This is a genomic window from Pseudarthrobacter sp. LMD1-1-1.1 (assembly GCF_040676255.1).
Lineage (GTDB): Bacteria > Actinomycetota > Actinomycetes > Actinomycetales > Micrococcaceae > Arthrobacter.
The window spans coordinates 217,680-235,471 of sequence record NZ_JBEGHP010000012.1 but is presented as its reverse complement, the minus strand read 5'-3'; the positions used below and the strand labels follow the sequence as shown (position 1 = coordinate 235,471).

At 65.8% G+C, this 17,792-nt stretch carries 15 protein-coding genes; all 15 read left to right on the top strand.

Going from position 1 to position 17,792, the window contains the following annotated elements; genetic code table 11:
- Positions 1-121 precede the first annotated feature (121 nt).
- Positions 122-1,630 (top strand): CCA tRNA nucleotidyltransferase, encoded by a 1,509-nt coding sequence (locus MRBLMD1_RS06605; RefSeq protein WP_364398352.1) that lies wholly within the window; start codon positions 122-124, stop codon positions 1,628-1,630.
- Positions 1,627-2,211, top strand: coding sequence for a histidine phosphatase family protein (locus tag MRBLMD1_RS06600; RefSeq protein WP_159629414.1), 585 nt, complete (start codon positions 1,627-1,629; stop codon positions 2,209-2,211). Before MRBLMD1_RS06605 ends, MRBLMD1_RS06600 begins: the two co-directional genes overlap by 4 nt.
- A gap of 155 nt (positions 2,212-2,366) precedes the next feature.
- Positions 2,367-2,501, top strand: a complete 135-nt coding sequence (locus tag MRBLMD1_RS06595; protein WP_255173822.1) for a hypothetical protein — start codon at positions 2,367-2,369, stop codon at positions 2,499-2,501.
- Between the two features lie 336 nt (positions 2,502-2,837).
- Positions 2,838-2,978: a hypothetical protein gene (locus MRBLMD1_RS06590; protein WP_159629416.1), complete on the top strand. Its 141-nt coding sequence runs from the start codon at positions 2,838-2,840 to the stop codon at positions 2,976-2,978.
- Positions 2,979-3,025: 47 nt separating this feature from the next.
- Positions 3,026-4,489, top strand: a complete 1,464-nt coding sequence (locus MRBLMD1_RS06585; RefSeq protein WP_159629418.1) for a glycosyltransferase family 87 protein — start codon at positions 3,026-3,028, stop codon at positions 4,487-4,489.
- Positions 4,482-5,924 carry a phytoene desaturase family protein gene (locus tag MRBLMD1_RS06580; protein ID WP_159629420.1) on the top strand — a complete coding sequence of 481 codons (1,443 nt, stop codon included), beginning with the start codon at positions 4,482-4,484 and terminating at the stop codon, positions 5,922-5,924. Before MRBLMD1_RS06585 ends, MRBLMD1_RS06580 begins: the two co-directional genes overlap by 8 nt.
- Positions 5,925-5,996: 72 nt before the next feature.
- Positions 5,997-7,985 carry a penicillin-binding transpeptidase domain-containing protein gene (locus MRBLMD1_RS06575; RefSeq protein WP_364398348.1) on the top strand — a complete coding sequence of 663 codons (1,989 nt, stop codon included), beginning with the start codon at positions 5,997-5,999 and terminating at the stop codon, positions 7,983-7,985.
- Between the two features lie 24 nt (positions 7,986-8,009).
- Positions 8,010-9,692, top strand: a complete 1,683-nt coding sequence (locus MRBLMD1_RS06570) for an ATP-binding cassette domain-containing protein (protein ID WP_364398346.1) — start codon at positions 8,010-8,012, stop codon at positions 9,690-9,692.
- A gap of 49 nt (positions 9,693-9,741) precedes the next feature.
- Positions 9,742-10,515 (top strand): DeoR/GlpR family DNA-binding transcription regulator, encoded by a 774-nt coding sequence (locus tag MRBLMD1_RS06565; protein ID WP_364398344.1) that lies wholly within the window; start codon positions 9,742-9,744, stop codon positions 10,513-10,515.
- Positions 10,512-11,726 carry an MFS transporter gene (locus MRBLMD1_RS06560; protein WP_364398342.1) on the top strand — a complete coding sequence of 405 codons (1,215 nt, stop codon included), beginning with the start codon at positions 10,512-10,514 and terminating at the stop codon, positions 11,724-11,726. Before MRBLMD1_RS06565 ends, MRBLMD1_RS06560 begins: the two co-directional genes overlap by 4 nt.
- Before the next feature lie 22 nt (positions 11,727-11,748).
- Positions 11,749-13,245 (top strand): bifunctional phosphatase PAP2/diacylglycerol kinase family protein, encoded by a 1,497-nt coding sequence (locus tag MRBLMD1_RS06555; RefSeq protein WP_364398340.1) that lies wholly within the window; start codon positions 11,749-11,751, stop codon positions 13,243-13,245.
- A 144-nt stretch (positions 13,246-13,389) separates the two neighbouring features.
- Positions 13,390-14,316, top strand: a complete 927-nt coding sequence (locus MRBLMD1_RS06550; RefSeq protein WP_159629443.1) for an ABC transporter ATP-binding protein — start codon at positions 13,390-13,392, stop codon at positions 14,314-14,316.
- Positions 14,313-15,206 (top strand): ABC transporter permease, encoded by an 894-nt coding sequence (locus tag MRBLMD1_RS06545; RefSeq protein ID WP_364398338.1) that lies wholly within the window; start codon positions 14,313-14,315, stop codon positions 15,204-15,206. The genes MRBLMD1_RS06550 and MRBLMD1_RS06545 overlap by 4 nt, the downstream gene beginning before the upstream one ends.
- Positions 15,207-15,477: 271 nt before the next feature.
- A complete protein-coding gene (locus MRBLMD1_RS06540; RefSeq protein ID WP_224023908.1) occupies positions 15,478-16,884 on the top strand; it encodes an amino acid permease in 1,407 nt (468 codons plus the stop codon).
- Between the two features lie 154 nt (positions 16,885-17,038).
- On the top strand, positions 17,039-17,314 hold the full coding sequence (locus MRBLMD1_RS06535) for a hypothetical protein (RefSeq protein ID WP_364398336.1): 276 nt from the start codon (positions 17,039-17,041) through the stop codon (positions 17,312-17,314).
- Positions 17,315-17,792 lie beyond the last annotated feature (478 nt).

Below are 17,792 nucleotides of genomic sequence, written 5' to 3'. Positions count from 1 at the left end.
GGAACATGACACCAACATGGACGGGATATGACGCACTTTCCGGAGGGGAACACGAATCAGCGCGGATCGTGACGCTTTTTTGGACTGCCAAGGCGCTGGTTTCTGCCAAGCTTAAGGAACTATGGCGCACGCACATCACAAGATTGATTCCCACACTGTCGACTTCAAGGTGCCCCCGGTGGTCCTGGAGCTCGGACAGCGCTTCGTGGACGCCGGCCACGAATTGTCCCTGGTGGGCGGTCCCGTGCGCGACCTGTTCCTTGGCCGGACCTCCCCCGACCTCGACTTCACCACTGATGCCACCCCGGACCAGACGGTGGCCCTGGTCAAGAAATGGGCGGACAACTTCTGGGAGATAGGCCGGGCTTTCGGCACCATCGGCATGCGCAAGGCCGGTTTCCAGATCGAGATCACCACCTACCGGGCCGAGGCCTACGATCCTGATTCCCGTAAGCCGGTGGTGGCGTTCGGTTCCTCCCTGACGGATGACCTGCTGCGGCGGGACTTCACCATCAACGCCATGGCGCTGAAGCTGCCCTCCATGGAGCTGGTGGACCCCTTCGGAGGTGTCCGCGACCTCCACGCCTCCGTGCTGGCCACGCCGGGAGCGCCGGAAGCGTCCTTCTCCGACGACCCCTTGCGGATGATGCGCGCCGCACGCTTCGCCGCCCAACTGGGGGTCTCGGTCCACGATGACGTCCGGGATGCCATGACGGGCATGGCCGACCGGATCAAGATCATTTCCGCGGAGCGCGTGCGGGACGAACTGGTCAAGCTGGTCTGCGGGGCCCGGCCGCGGACAGGTATCGACCTCCTGGTGGACACGGGGCTGGCCGAGCATGTGCTGCCCGAGGTGTCCGCCCTCCGCCTCGAGTCCGACGAGCACCACCGGCACAAGGACGTGTACCAGCACTCCCTGCAGGTCCTGGAACAGGCAGCCGAGCTTGAAACGGACGCGGATGGGCCCGTGCCCGGGCCGGACTTCGTGCTGCGCTTTGCAGCCTTGATGCACGACGTCGGGAAGCCGGCTACGCGCCGTTTTGAACCGGGCGGCGCGGTGAGCTTCCGGCACCACGACATGGTGGGGGCCAAGCTCACCAGCAAGCGCATGAAGGCGTTGCGGTTCGATAATGACACCACCAAGGCCGTAGCTCGGCTGGTGGAGCTCCATATGCGCTTCTATGGGTACGGCGACGCCGGCTGGAGCGACTCCGCCGTCCGCCGCTACGTCACGGACGCCGGGCCACTGCTGGAGCGGCTGCACCGGCTTACCCGCTCCGACGTCACCACCAGGAACCAGCGGAAGGCCGAACGCCTGGCCTTTGCCTACGACGACCTTGAGTCACGGATCGCAGCCCTGCGTGAGCAGGAGTCCCTGGACGCGGTGCGCCCGGACCTGGACGGTGCCCGGATCATGGCCCTGCTGGACCTCAAGCCGGGCCCCGTGGTGGGCCGGGCCTACAAGTTCCTCCTGAATGAACGGATGGAGCACGGTCCGCTGCCCGCCGGGGAGGCGGAGGCGCGCCTGCTCCGCTGGTGGGCCGAACAGCCTGAATCAGTACCTGCAGGACCCGGGGCCGAAGCCTCTCCCGCCGTCGTCGAACCTTCACCCGTTGAGGAGTCCAAGTGACCAGTCCCGCCCTAGCCCCGCGCCCCCAGCTCTGGATCCTCCGCCACGGCGAGACCGAATGGTCCAAGAGCGGACAGTACACCGGCCTCACCGACCTCCCGCTGACCGTGGAAGGTGAGCAGCAGGCCGTGGAGGCCCGCAAGGTGCTGGACGGCGTCGATTTCGACCTGGTGCTCACCTCCCCGTTGCGGCGCGCACGGCGAACCGCCGAGCTGGCTGGATTCCCCGATGCCCGGCACGAGCCGCTGGCCGTGGAATGGAACTACGGCGACTACGAAGGCATCAGCTCCGACCTGATCCGCAAGGACAACCCCGATTACCTGATCTGGACCCACGGCGTGCCCAACGGCGAGACCCTGGACGAGGTGGCCGCGAGGGCGGACAAGATCATTGGCCGGATCCTGGAATCCGGGATGGATAACGTGCTGATCGTGGCACATGGGCATTTCTCCCGGATATTGACCGCCCGCTGGCTGGAATTGCCTCCCACGGAGGGGCGGCACTTTGTCCTGGGGACGGCCAAGGTCTGCACCCTGGGATGGGATAAGAAGACACCCGCTATTGTCCGCTGGGGCCTCTAAAACTTATTTTTCGGGAAGTTTTACCCTTTTCCGGGAAATTGCTGGCAATTCACGGAATCCTGCGGTACCTTTATTCCTGACCCCACGGTGATCCACCTGGGCTCCAGACCGCATCGCAATCCACGCAGCGGACAGCAGAAAAGGAGGTTGGGATAATGATGACTTTGACTGGCGAATGGAATGCCCCCATCAATGCGTTCCCGGCCTTTGCTGATTCCGCGCGCGTTGCCCCGGTCAATGCCGGCATGGGCGGGCCCGTCGCCCTCCCAGGCCTGCTGCGGCGCCGCTAACCGGCACCAGCTTTCCCCGCCGGGACTGCCGCTGCGGTATCCGGCCAGTTCCTCCCGGCAGCAGACCGTTGCGGTTCCCCGCTGACTCCCCGAAGCAGTTCTTGGCGTAGCCACGTGCACTGCCTTCAAACGGTCCTTGCCCGGAGAAACTGGCATTCGGCTTTTGCAGTTCCCCAACAGCCTCTTTCACGCCGGCCTGTCTAATTGCGCTGATTCGTGCAATTTTCACTGATTCCTTTTGTGGAATTCCCGCACCGTTTTTGCATGCTCTTTTTTGCCATAAAACGGTGCGGATTCGTGGTGCCCTTTTTCATTCCTGATTATCAAAGAAAGGAGGTGACTCCCTTGATACGACGAATCCTGGGACTCCTGTCCCGGCCCCAGCAGCGCCGCAGTTCCTTGAACAGTGCCCTGCTGGAACAGCACCGGAACGACGTGTTCGTGCTGATGCACCAGCAGTTGGGCGGACTGCGCTGACAGCCGGCCCCAACCTGGGGGAAGGGGCCGGCTGTAAGCTCGATTCCATGCACGAGACCCAGCCGCCGGAGGATGCACGACGGCCCCGCATCGTGGTGCCCAGCCGCAGTGATTCCCTGCTGCGGAATTTCACGGAGGTGATCGGGGGCCCGCTGGGGACCAGGGCTGATCCCGGCGTGGTCACACCGGGCATCTTCACCGTGGAGCGGGTGCTCATTGTCCTCACGGCGCTGGCGGCCCTGCTGGGGATCCTGCTGAAGGGTTACTGCAGGGTCAACGGGTGGGCGACGCCCACACAGTTCTATGCCACCTGCTATTCGGACTTCCCGGAGCTGTTCCGGAACCGCGGCATGGCGGCGGGACTCTTTCCCATCCTCGGCAGCGGCAGCCAGTTTGAATACCCGGTGCTCATCGGTTTGATCGCGGGGCTGACAGCCTGGCTGGTGCCGGGTGGAGATACCAACGCCCAGGCTCTGGCCTACTTCGACATCAACGCCGTCCTGCTGGCGGCGGTTGCCATCCTCACCGTGCTGGTGACGGCCCGCATGCCCGGCCGGCGTCCCTGGGACGCGGCCATGGTGGCGGTGGCACCGGGAATCGTGCTGGCCGGAACCATCAACTGGGACCTGTGGGCTGCGTGCCTGCTCGCGTTGGGAATGTACTTTTTTGCCCGGCAGCGCCTCGTTCCCGCCGGAGTGATGATCGGCCTGGCAACAGCCACCAAGGTGTATCCCCTCCTGGTGCTGGGGGCCATCCTGCTGCTTGCGGTACGCACCGGAAGATGGCGCCCCCTGCTGGTAACCGCCGGCAGCGCGGCTGCCACATGGTTGGTGGTCAATCTGCCTTTCGCTGTCGCCAACCCCTCCGGCTGGGCCTATTTCTTCCAGTACAGCGCCGACCGGGGAGCCGGTTACAGCTCAGCCTGGTTCGCGTACAACCTTGTGGCTGAACGGCTGGGCTGGTCCGGGCCTGGTGCCGACGGCGTCAGCGTTCTGTCCACTGGACTCTTTGTGCTGGCCTGCGCCGGGATTGCCGCTGTTGCCCTGACGGCACGCCGCCGCCCACGGCTGGCACAACTCGCCTTCCTGGTTGTGGCTGCCTTCATCCTGACCAGCAAGGTCTATTCGCCGCAGTACGTCGTGTGGCTCATTCCCCTGCTGGCCCTGGCCAGGCCGCGGTGGCGCGACTTCCTGGTGTGGCAGGGCATCGAAGCCCTGCATTGGGCCGCGATCTGGATGTACCTTGGTCAGGTGACCAGCGCCGGTTCCTCCCAGCACAACCTGGACATGCCCTACTACGTCCTCGCCGTAGCCGCGCACATGGCCGCGGTGGGCTACCTCATGGCACGGGTGGTCTGGGATATCTACGAGCCCGCGTACGACCCCATCCGCCGGCACCACCTGGATGACCCGCACGGCGGCCCATTCGCGAATGCGCCGGACCGGTTCCGGCTGCACCCATTCCGGCCCGGCACCCCGCTCCTTCCTCCGAAAGCAAGGTCCCATGCCTGATGTCGCGGTAGTAGGCTCCGGTCCCAACGGACTTTCGGCGGCAGCGGTCATGGCGCGGGCCGGGCTCTCAGTGGAGGTCTTCGAGGCTGCAGCCAAAATTGGCGGTGGAACCCGGACCACGGAGCTGATGCAGCCGGAGCACTTCCATGACGTCTGCTCCGCGGTGCATCCCATGGCTATTGCATCCCCTTTCTTCCGTGCCTTCGAGCTGCCCCGGCGGGTGGACCTGGTCACTCCGGAAATTTCCTTCGGGTCACCGCTGGACGGCGGCCGCGCGGCGCTGGCCTACAAATCGCTGGACAGGACGGCATCGGAGCTGGGCCAGGACGGCCCCGCCTACCGGCGGCTCATGGAACCGCTGGTCCGGCATATCGACGATGTCATGGACTTCACCCAGAACCAGCTCCTCCGGATCCCCCGGAACCCCCTGGTGGCGGGGATCTATGGACTGCGGACCCTGGAACAGGGGACCGGGCTGTGGAACGCCAGGTTCCGGGACGACCTTGCCCCTGCCCTCCTCAGCGGCGTGGCCGCGCACGCCATCTCCCATTTGCCCTCCCTCGCAGCCTCCGGAGCCGGACTCATGCTCGGCGCCCTGGGGCACGCCGGCGGATGGCCCATCCCCCGCGGCGGCTCGGCGTCCATCGCGGCAGCACTTGCCGATGACATCCGGGCCCACGGCGGGGTGATCCACACCGAAACCCCAATCGACCGGCTGGAACAGCTTCCTGCCGCCCGCGCCACCCTCCTGGACGTGGCGCCCGCAGGGCTGCTCGGCATGGCGGGCAACGCCCTTCCCGCCCACTACCGACGGGCCCTGGAGCGCTTCCGCTACGGCAACGGCTCCTGCAAGGTGGACTTCATCCTGTCCGGGCCGGTGCCGTGGCAGGCCGCCGGGCTTTCCGACGCCGGCACGGTGCACGTGGGCGGCACGCGTGCAGAACTGGCCCGCTCGGAGAACGAGGTCAGTTCCGGACGCCATCCCGAACGGCCCTACGTGCTGGTGGCGCAGCCTTCCCGCTTCGACTCCAGCCGCGCTCCGGCGGGCCGGCACACGCTGTGGACCTATTGCCACGTGCCCTCCGGCTCAACACAGGACATGACCAGCCAGGTGGTGGCCCAACTGGAACGGTTCGCGCCGGGCATCCGTGACCTGGTGGTGGAATCGCACGTCATCACCGCTGCGGAGTTGGCTGAGTACAACCGCAACTACATCGGGGGCGATTTCAGCGCCGGTGTGATGGACGTCCGCGGGCTTATCCAGAAGCCGGTGGTGTCCCCCGTCCCGTGGCGGACCCCGCTGCTGGGTGTCTACCTCTGCTCGTCGTCCACACCTCCCGGCCCCGGGGTCACGGGAATGCCCGGGATGCACGCGGCAAAGTACGCCCTCAAGGACATTTTCAAACTGCCGGTCCCGGATCTGGGGCTTTCCTAGAGGTACCGGTGACGGCCGGTGCAGGCGCCGGGAATGGCATTTCCAGCGCCCGGGCCGGGGGATAATGGCGCGATGGGGAAATCAACAAAACTTTCGCTTGCCATAGCTGGACTCATCCTTGGTACTTCGCTGGTGGCCTGCGATGACGGAAAATCCGGGGCGGAAGCCGCGGCACAACAGCTTGCCGGCGCGGTCTCGGCGCTGGACGTGGGGTCTGTGGCTTTCGAAGGCAAGGACGCCGCCGCCGCCAACGACCAGCTGCACCAGGTCTTTGCCGCCCTGGACCCGCAAAAGCCCGAGGTCCAGGCCGGTGCACTGACGCTGGACGGAGACAAGGCGTCCGCGCCCTTGAACTACACATGGAAGTTCGGCGATGCCGAGTGGAAGTACACCATCGGGGCCAACTTCAAGAAGTCCGGGGACAAATGGCTCACCGTCTGGGACCCGGCCATCCTGGCACCAGGCCTCGCGGACAGCGAGATTGTGACCAAGGGGTCCCAGTCCCCCCAGCGCGCCGACATCCTTGGCGCCGGAGACGTCCCGCTGGTGACCTACCGTCCCGTGGTGAATGTGGGCATCGACAAGCCCCAGCTGGGCGCCGCAGACCCCGCCGATTCCGCCGGAAAGCTGGCAGCACTGGTGGGAGTGGACCCCGCCGCGTACGTGCAGCAGGTCATGGCGGCAGGGGCGCAGGCCTTCGTTCCCGCCATCACGCTGCGTGAAGAAGGCCGCACCATCTCAGACGAACAGATCGCGGCCATTCCGGGCGCCCGCGGCATCCCGGCATCAATCCCCCTGGCCCCGAGCAGGACGTTTGCCCGCGCAGTGCTTGGCTCCGTTGGCGAAGCCACCGCAGAACAAATCGACGCGTCGAAAGGCGTTCTCACTGCTGGCGACGTTACGGGCATCGGCGGGCTCCAGCAGCAGTATGACGAACAGCTTCGCGGATCAGACGCCGTCGTGATCCGCGCGCAGCGGGCAGACCTGACCCGGGAACAAATCCAGTCCGCGGGTACCGATCCCCGGCGGGTCCTTTTCCAGGTGGCACCCAAGCCCGGGACGCCGTTGAAGACCACGCTCGATCCCCGGCTGCAGTCGCTGGCTGAAACTACCCTCGAAAAAGTAGGCCCGGCCTCGGCAATAGTGGCCCTGCGCCCCTCCACGGGCGCCGTGCTGGCAGCGGCCTCGGGGCCCGGCAGCAACGGCTACAACACCGCGATGCTGGGGCAGTACGCCCCGGGCTCCATTTTCAAGATGGTGGATTCCCTGGCCATGTTCCGCAACGGAATGACGCCTGATTCCACCGTCCAGTGCACCCCAACGCTCGCAGTGGACGGACGGACCTTCAAGAACTCCGAAGGCTATCCCGAGACCTCCCTGGGCGCCGTCACGCTGCGGGACGCCTTCGCGCACTCCTGCAACACCGCCTTCATCTCCCAGCGCGACGCGGTTTCACAGGGTCAGCTTGAAGCGGCCGCCACGTCCATGGGTGTGGCGGTCGAGGCACCCAAACTTGGTGCGGAGGCGTTCCTGGGATCCGTTCCCGGCCAGGCCCAAGGCACGGAACACGCAGCCTCCATGATCGGCCAGGGCAAGGTGCTGCTCTCTCCTTTGGCAGCGGCGATCATGGCCGGGTCCGTCGCCAAGGGCGCCCCGGTCTCTGCGCAGCTTGTCCTGAACCCCGACGCCGGCGCTCCCGCCGCCGGGACAACGGCGGGATCCACTGCTCCAGCAGCCGAAGCGACGGCGACGGCCACGGCCGAGGCGCCCTCCACGGCGTCGGACAAGCCCATCACCGCAGCGGAGGCGGCCTTGCTGGTCGACATGATGCGCGCCGTGGTCACCTCTGGGCACGCGGGCTTCCTTTCGAGCGTCCCCGGCGCTCCGGTGGGAGCCAAGACCGGAACGGCCGAGTTCGGCACGGAGAATCCGCCCAAGACCCACGCCTGGATCGTGGCCGTCCACGGCGACCTGTCCGTGGCCGTCTTCGTCGAGGACGGCGGCCTGGGCGCCACCACCTCCGGCCCGCTCCTGAAGCAGTTCCTCACCGCCGCCGGCTAGGTACGGCATGGGAGGATTGACGGCGTGGCCCATATTGACGTTTCCGGCATTGACTACTTCCTCTCCGACGGCACCCAGCTCCTGAACGGGGTGACCTTCAAGGTTCCGGACGGTACCAAGACCGCCCTGATCGGCCCCAACGGGACAGGCAAGACAACCTTGTTCCGGATCATCGCGGGGGACCTGGTTCCGGACGAAGGCGTCATTGGCCGCTCCGGCAACATGGGCATCATGCGCCAGTTCGTGGGCCAGGTCCGGGACGGCTCCACCGTCCGGGACCTCCTGGTCTCTGCCGCTCCCCCGGCCCTGGCGGCCGCTGCCCGCGAGGTGGACGAGGCTGAGCTGGCCATGATGGAGCACGACGACGAACCCACCCAGATGCGGTACGCCCAGGCGATCGTCGACTGGGGCGATGCCGGGGGCTACGACGTCGAAACCGTCTGGGACGAGGTCTGCATGGCCGCGCTGGGACTCCCCTTTGACCGCGCCCAGCACCGCCCGGCGTCGACCCTTTCCGGCGGGGAGCAAAAACGCCTGGTGCTGGAAGCACTCTTCGCCGGCCCGGACGACCTCCTGCTCCTGGATGAGCCGGACAACTACCTGGATGTCCCGGGCAAGCGCTGGCTCGAGGAAAAGCTGAATGAGTCGAAGAAGACGGTCTTCTTCATCAGCCACGACCGGGAACTGCTGAACAACGCTGCCGGCCGCATCGTCACCCTCGAACCCGGAATCAACGGCGCCGCGGCCTGGATCCATGGTGGCGGCTTCGGCTCCTACGTGGAGGCCCGCGCGGACCGGAACGCGCGTTTCGAGGAACTCCGCAAGCGCTGGGACGAGGAGCACATCAAGCTCAAGGAACTCGTCAACATGTACAAGAACAAGGCCGCCTTCCGCTCTGACATGGCCAACCGCTACCACGCAGCCCAGACCAGGCTGGCCAAGTTCCTCGAAGCCGGTCCGCCCGAGGCGCTGCCCATCGAACAGAACGTCCAGATGCGGCTCAAAGGCGGCCGGACCGCCAAACGGGCCATCGTGGCTGAACGGCTGGAGCTGACCGGGCTGATGAAGCCGTTCTCCACCGAAGTGTGGTTTGGTGACCGCGTGGGCGTCCTGGGCTCCAACGGCTCGGGCAAGTCGCACTTCCTGCGGCTGCTGGCTACGGGCGGCACCGACCCTGAACGCGAACACCTGCCGGTCTCGGACGTGGAGATCGCCGAGGTGCCGCATGTGGGAACCGTGAAGCTCGGTGCCCGGATCCGGCCCGGCTTCTTCGCCCAGACCCATGTCCGTCCGGACCTGTTGGGCAAGACGCTGCTGGAAATCCTGCACCGCGGGGACGAACACCGGTCCGGACTGGGCCGCGAGGCGGCCGCCGGCGCGCTGGACGGCTACGGCCTGGCGGGGCAGTCGGAACAGAAGTATGAGTCCCTCTCCGGCGGACAGCAGGCGCGGTTCCAAATCCTGCTCCTCCAGCTCAGCGGTGCCACGCTGCTCCTGCTGGACGAGCCCACGGACAACCTGGACCTGCATTCGGCCGAGGCGCTGGAACGCGCCATCGACCACTTTGAAGGAACGGTCCTGGCAGTCACCCACGACCGCTGGTTTGCGCGGACATTCGACCGGTTCCTGGTGTTTGGCTCGGACGGGAAAGTGTACGAATCTCCGGAACCGGTGTGGGACGAGCAGCGGGTAGAGCGCGCACGTTGAAGCATGATCACGTAATGATTAAATGATCATCGATTGATAGCATTTGGTCATGAAAACCGATGAGCGGCACCGGGCCATAGCCGAGGTCCTCCGGCGGCAGTCAAAGGCAAGCGTGGAGGAGCTCATGCAGGCCTGCGGTGCCTCCGGCGCAACCATCCGCCGCGACCTTGAGGTACTGGCCGGCCACGGCGTGCTGAGAAGGATTCATGGGGGCGCCAGGAGCCTGATCGGGCAGGGGCAGAACCCTGGCTACGGACAGCGCGAGCTGGAGGAGCAGGACGGCAAGATGCGTATCGCGGCTGCGGTTGCCGGCCTCCTGGCTGACCGCGAACACGTCTGGTTGGACAGCGGAAGCACGGCCACTGCGGTGGCCCGGGCCCTGGCCGGCAGGGAACTGACGCTGATGCCCATGTCCCTTCAGGCCCTCAATGCAGTGGCCGGGAGCGGGGGCACCGACGGCTCACGCCCGGCACTGCTGTTGCCCGGGGGCAGCGTGGTGCCCGGTGAACTCTGCTTCCGTGGACCCCTGGCCGAGTCCAACATCAGGTCGCTCCGCTTTGACACCGCCGTGCTCACGCCCTGTGCCGTGGACTTCAAGGACGGCCTCCTGGCCCACGACCTTGACGATGCGGCAGTCAAGACAGCCGGCCTGGAATCAGCAGCACGGGTGGTGGTGGCCGCCTCCGCTGCAAAGTGGCAGGCACATGCCAGGGTGCTCGTGGCCGGCCTGGCCCGGGTGGACGTCATCGTGACCGACCGGAGATTCAGCGCGCAGGACAATGCCGAACTCGAAAAATACTCAGTGGAAGTAGTGAGCGTATGAGCACCAACACCGGTACGGAACAGCAGGCAGGCCTGAAGGCTGCCGCTGTGGCAACATTCGTGGTTTTCGGCATCAACGGGCTTGTCTTTGCCAGCTGGGCGGCCAGGATCCCCGCCGTCACCCAGACGCTGCAGATCACCTCCGGCCAAATGGGCACCCTGCTGCTGTGCACGGCCGTGGGCTCCCTGCTCGCGCTGCCCACCGCCGGCCTGGTGGTGGGCAGGATTGGAACGGCCAACACGGTGCGCTTCGCCGGACTCCTGGCGGCGGCCGCAGGCGTGGGGATCGCCATGTCGCTCCTGGCGACATCCATTCCCGGAACGGCCGTGTCACTGTTCTTCTTCGGCATTGGAATCGGCCTCTGGGATGTGGCGCAAAACATCGAAGGGGCTGACGTGGAGCACAAGCTCCGGCGGACCGTCATGCCGCAGTTCCACGCAGCCTTCAGCGGCGGCGCCTTCGTAGGCGCCCTGGTGGGGGCGGGACTGTCGACCCTCGGCGTGGACCTGCCATTGCACCTTCTGGTGATCGCAGCCGTGGTGGTGCTGGCGGCGCTGACGGTGCCACGCTACTTCCTCCCCCACGTCTCAACTGCCCCCGTGGACGGGGAGCCGAAACAAGCCAAGGGACCGTCCGCCTGGCGGGACAGCAGGACCCTGCTCATTGGTGTGGTGGTTCTCGGCGCCACGCTTACCGAAGGCGCCGGCAACGACTGGATCGCCAAGGCCTCGGTGGACGGGCTCGCCACCTCCGAATCCACCGGCGCCCTCATGTTCGCTTTGTTCGTCCTGGCCATGACGGCAATGCGGTTCCTCGGGGGCCGTGTCATCGACAAATATGGACGGGTAGCGGTATTGCGCGCCAGCATGGCCGCGGCGGCCGCAGGACTGGGTCTCTTCGTGCTGGCTTCCAATATCTGGCTGGCCGGCGTAGGTGCCGCCCTGTGGGGAATAGGTGCCGCCCTGGCCTTCCCCATGGGCATGTCGGCTGCGTCAGATGATCCGAAGCACTCAGCGGCCCGTGTCTCCGTAGTATCCACTTTGGGGTATATATCGTTCCTGGCCGGACCGCCGCTGCTCGGCTACCTCGGCGACCTGACCGGCATCCATACGGCACTGCTGGCAATCATGGCGCCCATCCTGGTGGCTCTGCTCCTTGCGGGAGCGGCCAGGCCCCTGCGCGTTGAGCCGGAGTCCGCTGAAGGGCAGTAGCTGTTGGGGTTAGGGTGATCACATGCAAAGCACCAGGCGCAGGGGCCGGACGTGGATCAGCCGCCTCGATAGATACCTTCTAGGGCATGTTTCCAATTTGCCGGGAGGAAACCACGACGATTTCTTCCGCCGCCTTTCCGCCTCGGCAAACCAGGGCAAGCTCTGGATAGGAACGGCCGCGGTCCTGGCGCTCTTCCCTGGCAAGACGCGGAGGGCGGCGGTGCATGGCCTGATCGCCCAGGGCGTGGCATCCGCCGTCACCAACGTGGTTTTCAAGACGCTGCTCCCCCGGACGCGTCCACTGCCCGAGCACCTGCCCGTCTTCCGCTTCGTGCACCCGCAACCGACCAGCTCCTCCATGCCGTCCGGGCATTCGGCGTCGGCCGTGGCATTCGCGGTGGGAGCCGGACTGGTGCGTCCGGCCCTTGGTGCCGCCCTGGCCCCGGCAGCCCTGGGTGTGGCGTACTCACGGGTCCACACCGGGGCGCACTGGCCTTCGGATGTCCTCTTCGGTTCGGCGCTGGGTGCCGGTGCTGCCCTCATAACCCGCCACTGGTGGCCGGTGCGGCCGCCCATCCCGCAGACCACGCGTATGTGGACCAACGCCCCAACGCTTCCGGACGGCAAGGGGCTCAGCATTGTGGTGAACACCCTCGGAGGCTCCTTTAAGGAGGAGACCGCATCGGCGCTCCAGGAAGTATTCCCAAAGGCGCATATAAACACCGTGCAGCCGGACGAAGACCTGGTGCAGCGCATCAGGGCCACTGCCGACTTTCCCGGGACCCGCGCCCTGGGTGTGTGGGGCGGTGACGGGACTGTGGGCGCTGCGGCGGCCGCCGCCGTCGAACGCTCCATTCCCCTGCTGGTCCTGCCCGGCGGCACGCTCAACCACTTTGCGCGCGACGCGGGAACCGGAAGCCTGAAGGATGCGGTCGACGCTGCGAACAAGGGCGAGGCTGCCCTGGCGGACGTTGGCGTGGTCACTGCGGAACGCGGGCTGCCCGGAAACCCTGAAGTGTCGGAGATGGTCATGCTGAACACCTCCAGCGTCGGCCTTTACCCGAATTTTGTGCGCAGGCGGGAGCACCTGCAACCGGCCCTGGGAAAGCCGCTGGCCGGCGTCGTGGCCATGTTCCGGACCTTCGCGGCCGGCACGCCCATCACACTGACCGTGGACGGCGTCCGGCACAAGGTATGGATCGCCTACCTGGGCCGGGGCCGTTTCTACCCGCGTGACCACGCGCCGTTGATCCGGCCCGTGATGGATGACGGGGTGCTGGACGTCCGCCTGATCACCGCTGATGAACGCTTTGCCCGGCTCCGCCTGCTCTGGTCCGTGCTGACGGGAACGGTGGCAAGCTCCGGGATCACGCACCTCCGGGAGGCAACGGAAGTCCGGATCGACGCCGGCGGCGCCCCGATGGCACTGGCTGTGGACGGAGAAGCGTTGGCCGGGGTGCGCAAAGTGGCCTATGAAGTACGGCCCCGGGCACTGACCTACTATTCGCCCCGTCCGTAGCGGGGCCGGGATGGAGACCTACCCTGATTCGCCCCTGAATCATCCCTGAGAAGCGGCGAAAAGCGGCGGCGGGCTCGGTACCGTGGGGAAGGTACCGCACCCCACAACGTCTGCAGCCGTCCGCTGCCGTTCAAAGGATGATTCATGATCGAGGTAAACGGGCTGACCAAGGTCTACGGTGCCAAAACTGCCGTAGCCGGTGTCAGTTTCACCGTCCGGGCCGGGCAAGTCACCGGCTTCCTTGGCCCCAACGGGGCAGGAAAGTCCACCACCATGCGCATGATCATGGGCCTGGACCGGCCGACGTCGGGGTCCGCCACGGTGAACGGCCTGCCCTACGTCCAGCACAGGGCTCCCCTGCGGGAGGTGGGCGCCCTGCTTGACGCCAAGGCAGTCCACACCAGCCGCAGCGCCTACAACCACCTGCTGGCCATGGCGGCCACCCACAGCATCCCCAAAGCACGGGTGCACGAGGTGATCGAGATGACCGGACTGGAAGCGGTGGCGCGCAAAAAGGCCGGCGGGTTCTCGCTGGGCATGGGCCAGCGCCTGGGAATCGCGGCTGCCCTGCTGGGCGACCCGCAGACGCTCATCCTCGACGAGCCCGTCAACGGTCTGGACCCTGAGGGCGTGGTGTGGGTGCGCAACCTGGTCCGGTATCTCGCCGGGCAGGGGCGCACAGTGTTCCTCTCCAGCCACCTGATGAGCGAAATGGCTCAAACGGCCGACCACCTGATCGTCATTGGCCGCGGCCGGGTCATTGCTGACGCCCCGATCCAGGACATCATCACCGGCAAGGGCCAGTCCCGGGTCCGCGTCCGCACCGACCAGCCCGACCGCCTCCACCAGCTGCTCGCCGGACGGGGTGCTTCCATTGCCGTTCCGGAACGTGAACTGCTCGAGGTAACGGGCCTGGACCCTAGAACCATTGCAGCCGTGGCCCTTGAAAACCAGGTCATGGTGTACGAACTCACGCCGCTTGTTGCCAGCCTTGAGGAAGCGTATATGGAACTGACCAAGGACGACGTCGAATACCACTCCCTGCCCGCTGCGGAGGTAAGCCACCCATGAGCTCCACGACCACCGAATCCATGCCCGCGCGCGAGCCGGCGCCCTCCCCTGCCGGGCACGCCGCCCGCAACGCCGGACGGTCCCTTCCCGGCCCCACCTTTGTCCGGGTCCTCAACTCTGAAGTTATTAAGTTCCGCAGCCTGCTCTCCACGCTGATCCTGCTCGCTTCCACCGCTGTGGTCATGGTTGGCTTCGGCGCCCTCTCAGCATGGGGGACGGGCCAGTTCGCGGATGCGGCCAACCGGGATCCGCAGGCCGCGGCCAGGATGGCGGCCCAGGGCGGAGACCTTGCCGTCAGCGTGCCCACGTCGGGCATCGCCTTTGCCCAGCTGATCCTGGGGTCCCTTGGCGTACTCCTGATGAGTTCGGAATTCACCACCGGCATGGCGCGGTCCACCTTTGCTGCGGTGCCCCGGCGCCTTCCCGCCTTCGCCGCCAAGCTGGTGGTGGTGATGGTGACATCGTTCGCAGTCACTGCCGTCTCCACCTGGGTGGCGGGCCTGGCGGCGGTGCCCATCCTGGACAACTATGGGCTCAAGCTGGACCTGGGCAGTTCGCAGTCGGTGAAGCTCCTCCTGGTCAACAGTGTTTATGTGGCTGCTGTGGCTGCCATCGGCATGGCCCTGGGCACCCTGATCAGAAATTCGGCCGGCGGCATCATGAGCCTGGTGGGCATTTTCTTCGTGGCACCCATTGCGTTCCAGCTGATTCCCGGGGACTTCTTCAAGGAAGCCCGCAAGTACCTGCCCGGCAACACCGTTGAGCCGCTGACGGCGGCCCAGCACGTTCCGGACACCCTGGAGGCATGGCAGGCGGTGCTGGTCCTGGGCGCCTGGGTGGTCATCCCGGTACTGCTCGCAGCCGTCCTGCTGAAACGCCGGGACGTGTAGCCCCAATCCTGTTTCCGCCACGCGCCCGCGCCGGGCGCGTGGTTTCGGGCACATTACAAATATGCCTGAAAGACAACTTTTATTGCTCCTGGGTGTTTCCGCTTGGAGTGCCGTCCTGTTGGTGGGAACCAGATCTGTTGGACTGCACAAAGCAAGGCGCATAATGGCGGATCTAGGGTGAAACGACGATGTGGTGCATCACACGGTCCACCGGTGGTCCACCAAGGTACGTCGCTCAACCCATGCTATTTCCCAACAGGACGGCGCTTCCATGCATGCTGACCAGCAACTTTCAAAGTCCCTGAAACCCAGGCACCTGTCCATGATCGCCATCGCCGGCGTCATTGGTGCAGGCCTTTTCGTCGGCTCGGGGGCAGCCATTCAGCAGGCCGGCCCGGGCATCCTCGTGGCGTACGCGGCCGCCGGCCTGGTGGTCATCCTGGTGATGCGCATGCTGGGCGAGATGGCCGCAGCCAACCCTGAGACAGGCTCCTTCTCCACCTATGCAGACAAGGCGCTGGGCCGCTGGGCAGGGTTCAGCATCGGCTGGCTCTACGCCTGGTTCTGGATCATCGTCCTGGGCATCGAGGCCACCGCAGGCGCTGCCATCATGCACCGCTGGGTGCCGGGCATCGACCAGTGGGTGTGGGCCCTTGTCCTCATGGTGCTGCTGACGCTCACCAACCTCGGTTCCGTAAAGTCCTACGGCGAGTTCGAATTCTGGTTCGCCTCCATCAAGGTCGCGGCCATCGTCCTCTTCCTCATCTTTGGCGTCGCCGCCATCCTCGGCCTCATCCCCGGCGTCCCCGCACCCGGCCTGAGCAACCTGGTCAACAACGGCGGGTTCATGCCCAATGGCCCGGGAGCCGTCCTGGCCGGAATCCTCGTGGTGGTCTTCTCCTTCTTCGGCGCAGAAATCGCCACCATCGCGGCCGGTGAGTCCGAAAACCCCGTGGACGCCGTGAAGAAGGCCGTGAAATCCACTGTCTGGCGCATCCTGGTCTTCTACATCGGCTCCATCGCCATCGTGGTCACGCTGCTTCCGTGGAACTCCGCCTCCGTGGCCAAGAGCCCCTACGTGGCCGTCATCGAACTCTTCGGTATCCCCGGCGCCGGAACCATCATGGACGTCGTGGTCCTCACCTCCGTGCTGTCCTGCCTGAACTCCGGCCTCTACACGGCCAGCCGAATGCTGTTCTCGCTCTCCACCCGCGGTGACGCACCCCGCGCCTGGACCCGCATCTCCCGCCGCGGTGTCCCCGCCGCCGCCGTGCTCGCCTCCACCGTGGTGGGCTTCGTGACGGTTGGCCTGAACTACATTGCCCCGGACACCGTCTTCCTGTTCCTGGTCAACACCTCGGGCGCCATTGCCCTGTTCGTGTGGCTGGTCATCTCGGCCTCGCAGCTGGTCCTCCGCCGTCGGATGGGTGCCGCAGCCAAGGACCTGCAGCTGAAGATGTGGCTGTTCCCGTACCTCACCTGGGCGGCCATCATCAGCATCGTGGCCCTGCTCATCGGCATGGTGATCGTGGAATCCACCCGTGAATCCCTGCTGCTCTCGCTGGCACTGGCTGCCGTAGTGGTGGCAGTGGGCGTGCTCCGCTACCGGCGGAAGGGCGCGGAAGCCGCCGGACAGTCCGCAGTAGCAGCCGAGGCAGCTCCGGCGCCCGCAGAATAGGCGCGGCGCTAGACTCGGGACCATGCCTTTGCCTTCAAGGCGCTCTTCCTCGCCGTCATCTCCCGCATAATCACGCCTTCGCTGGTGCAGTCACCTGTTTGACCGCCGTCCGAGTGTTCGAAGACATGTGTTTCGACCTCGAATGAGACAGAGAGTGCTCTACAGCATCTTCACCGGCGGCCTCTGTATGGCAGATGTCGTCTTGACGGCCTGTCGCGGGAACGGTGGTGCGCAATTCCGCTGGCGGGATCACCGGCCTAACTCCAATCTTCTTTGTCCTGTCCACCGCGGCAAGGTTCTTGTCCCTCGTCCCGCTGAGTTCTGGAAGTATGTTCGCCAGTACATTTCGAGCGAGGCCGGCGTTGACCCAGGCTACGTGCTGCTCTTCCTCACCCCGGCAATGATCGGGCTGAAGAAAAGCGACGTCTGACCGGGCGGGAGTACAGGCAGGACATGACAGAAATAGCAGTTTCGAGGGACGCTCCGGTCAGCCACGTCGATGCGCCTCGCTGAATTGTGGACTTGGGCTAGCGGCGTCCGCATACTTTCCGCAGTATCCGCAGTTGCTCCTGGAGTGCTTCCCTGCAGCAGGCGAAACTTGAGACGGGAAAGGGGTGCAATATGACAAGATTCAGGGGCCACGCGATAAATCGTCGGGCATTTTTAATAGGGGTTACTGCAACAGCGGCCGGTGCCGGTGTTGCCGTTGTAGCTGCCGCCCGGGGCAATAACGCTGCCGGGCGGCGTCAGCCGGGAACGAGCTATCCCCCGTTATCTGACTTGCCCAGAACCGCATGGGAAGGCGGACCGGCATATTGGGCGGCGTTCCCTAGGGCGGCGGCTGCCGGCTGGACAGATCCGTCCTTTTTTCCGCTAGCCGTTTTCTTGGCGCGTCCGGCTCATGCGGA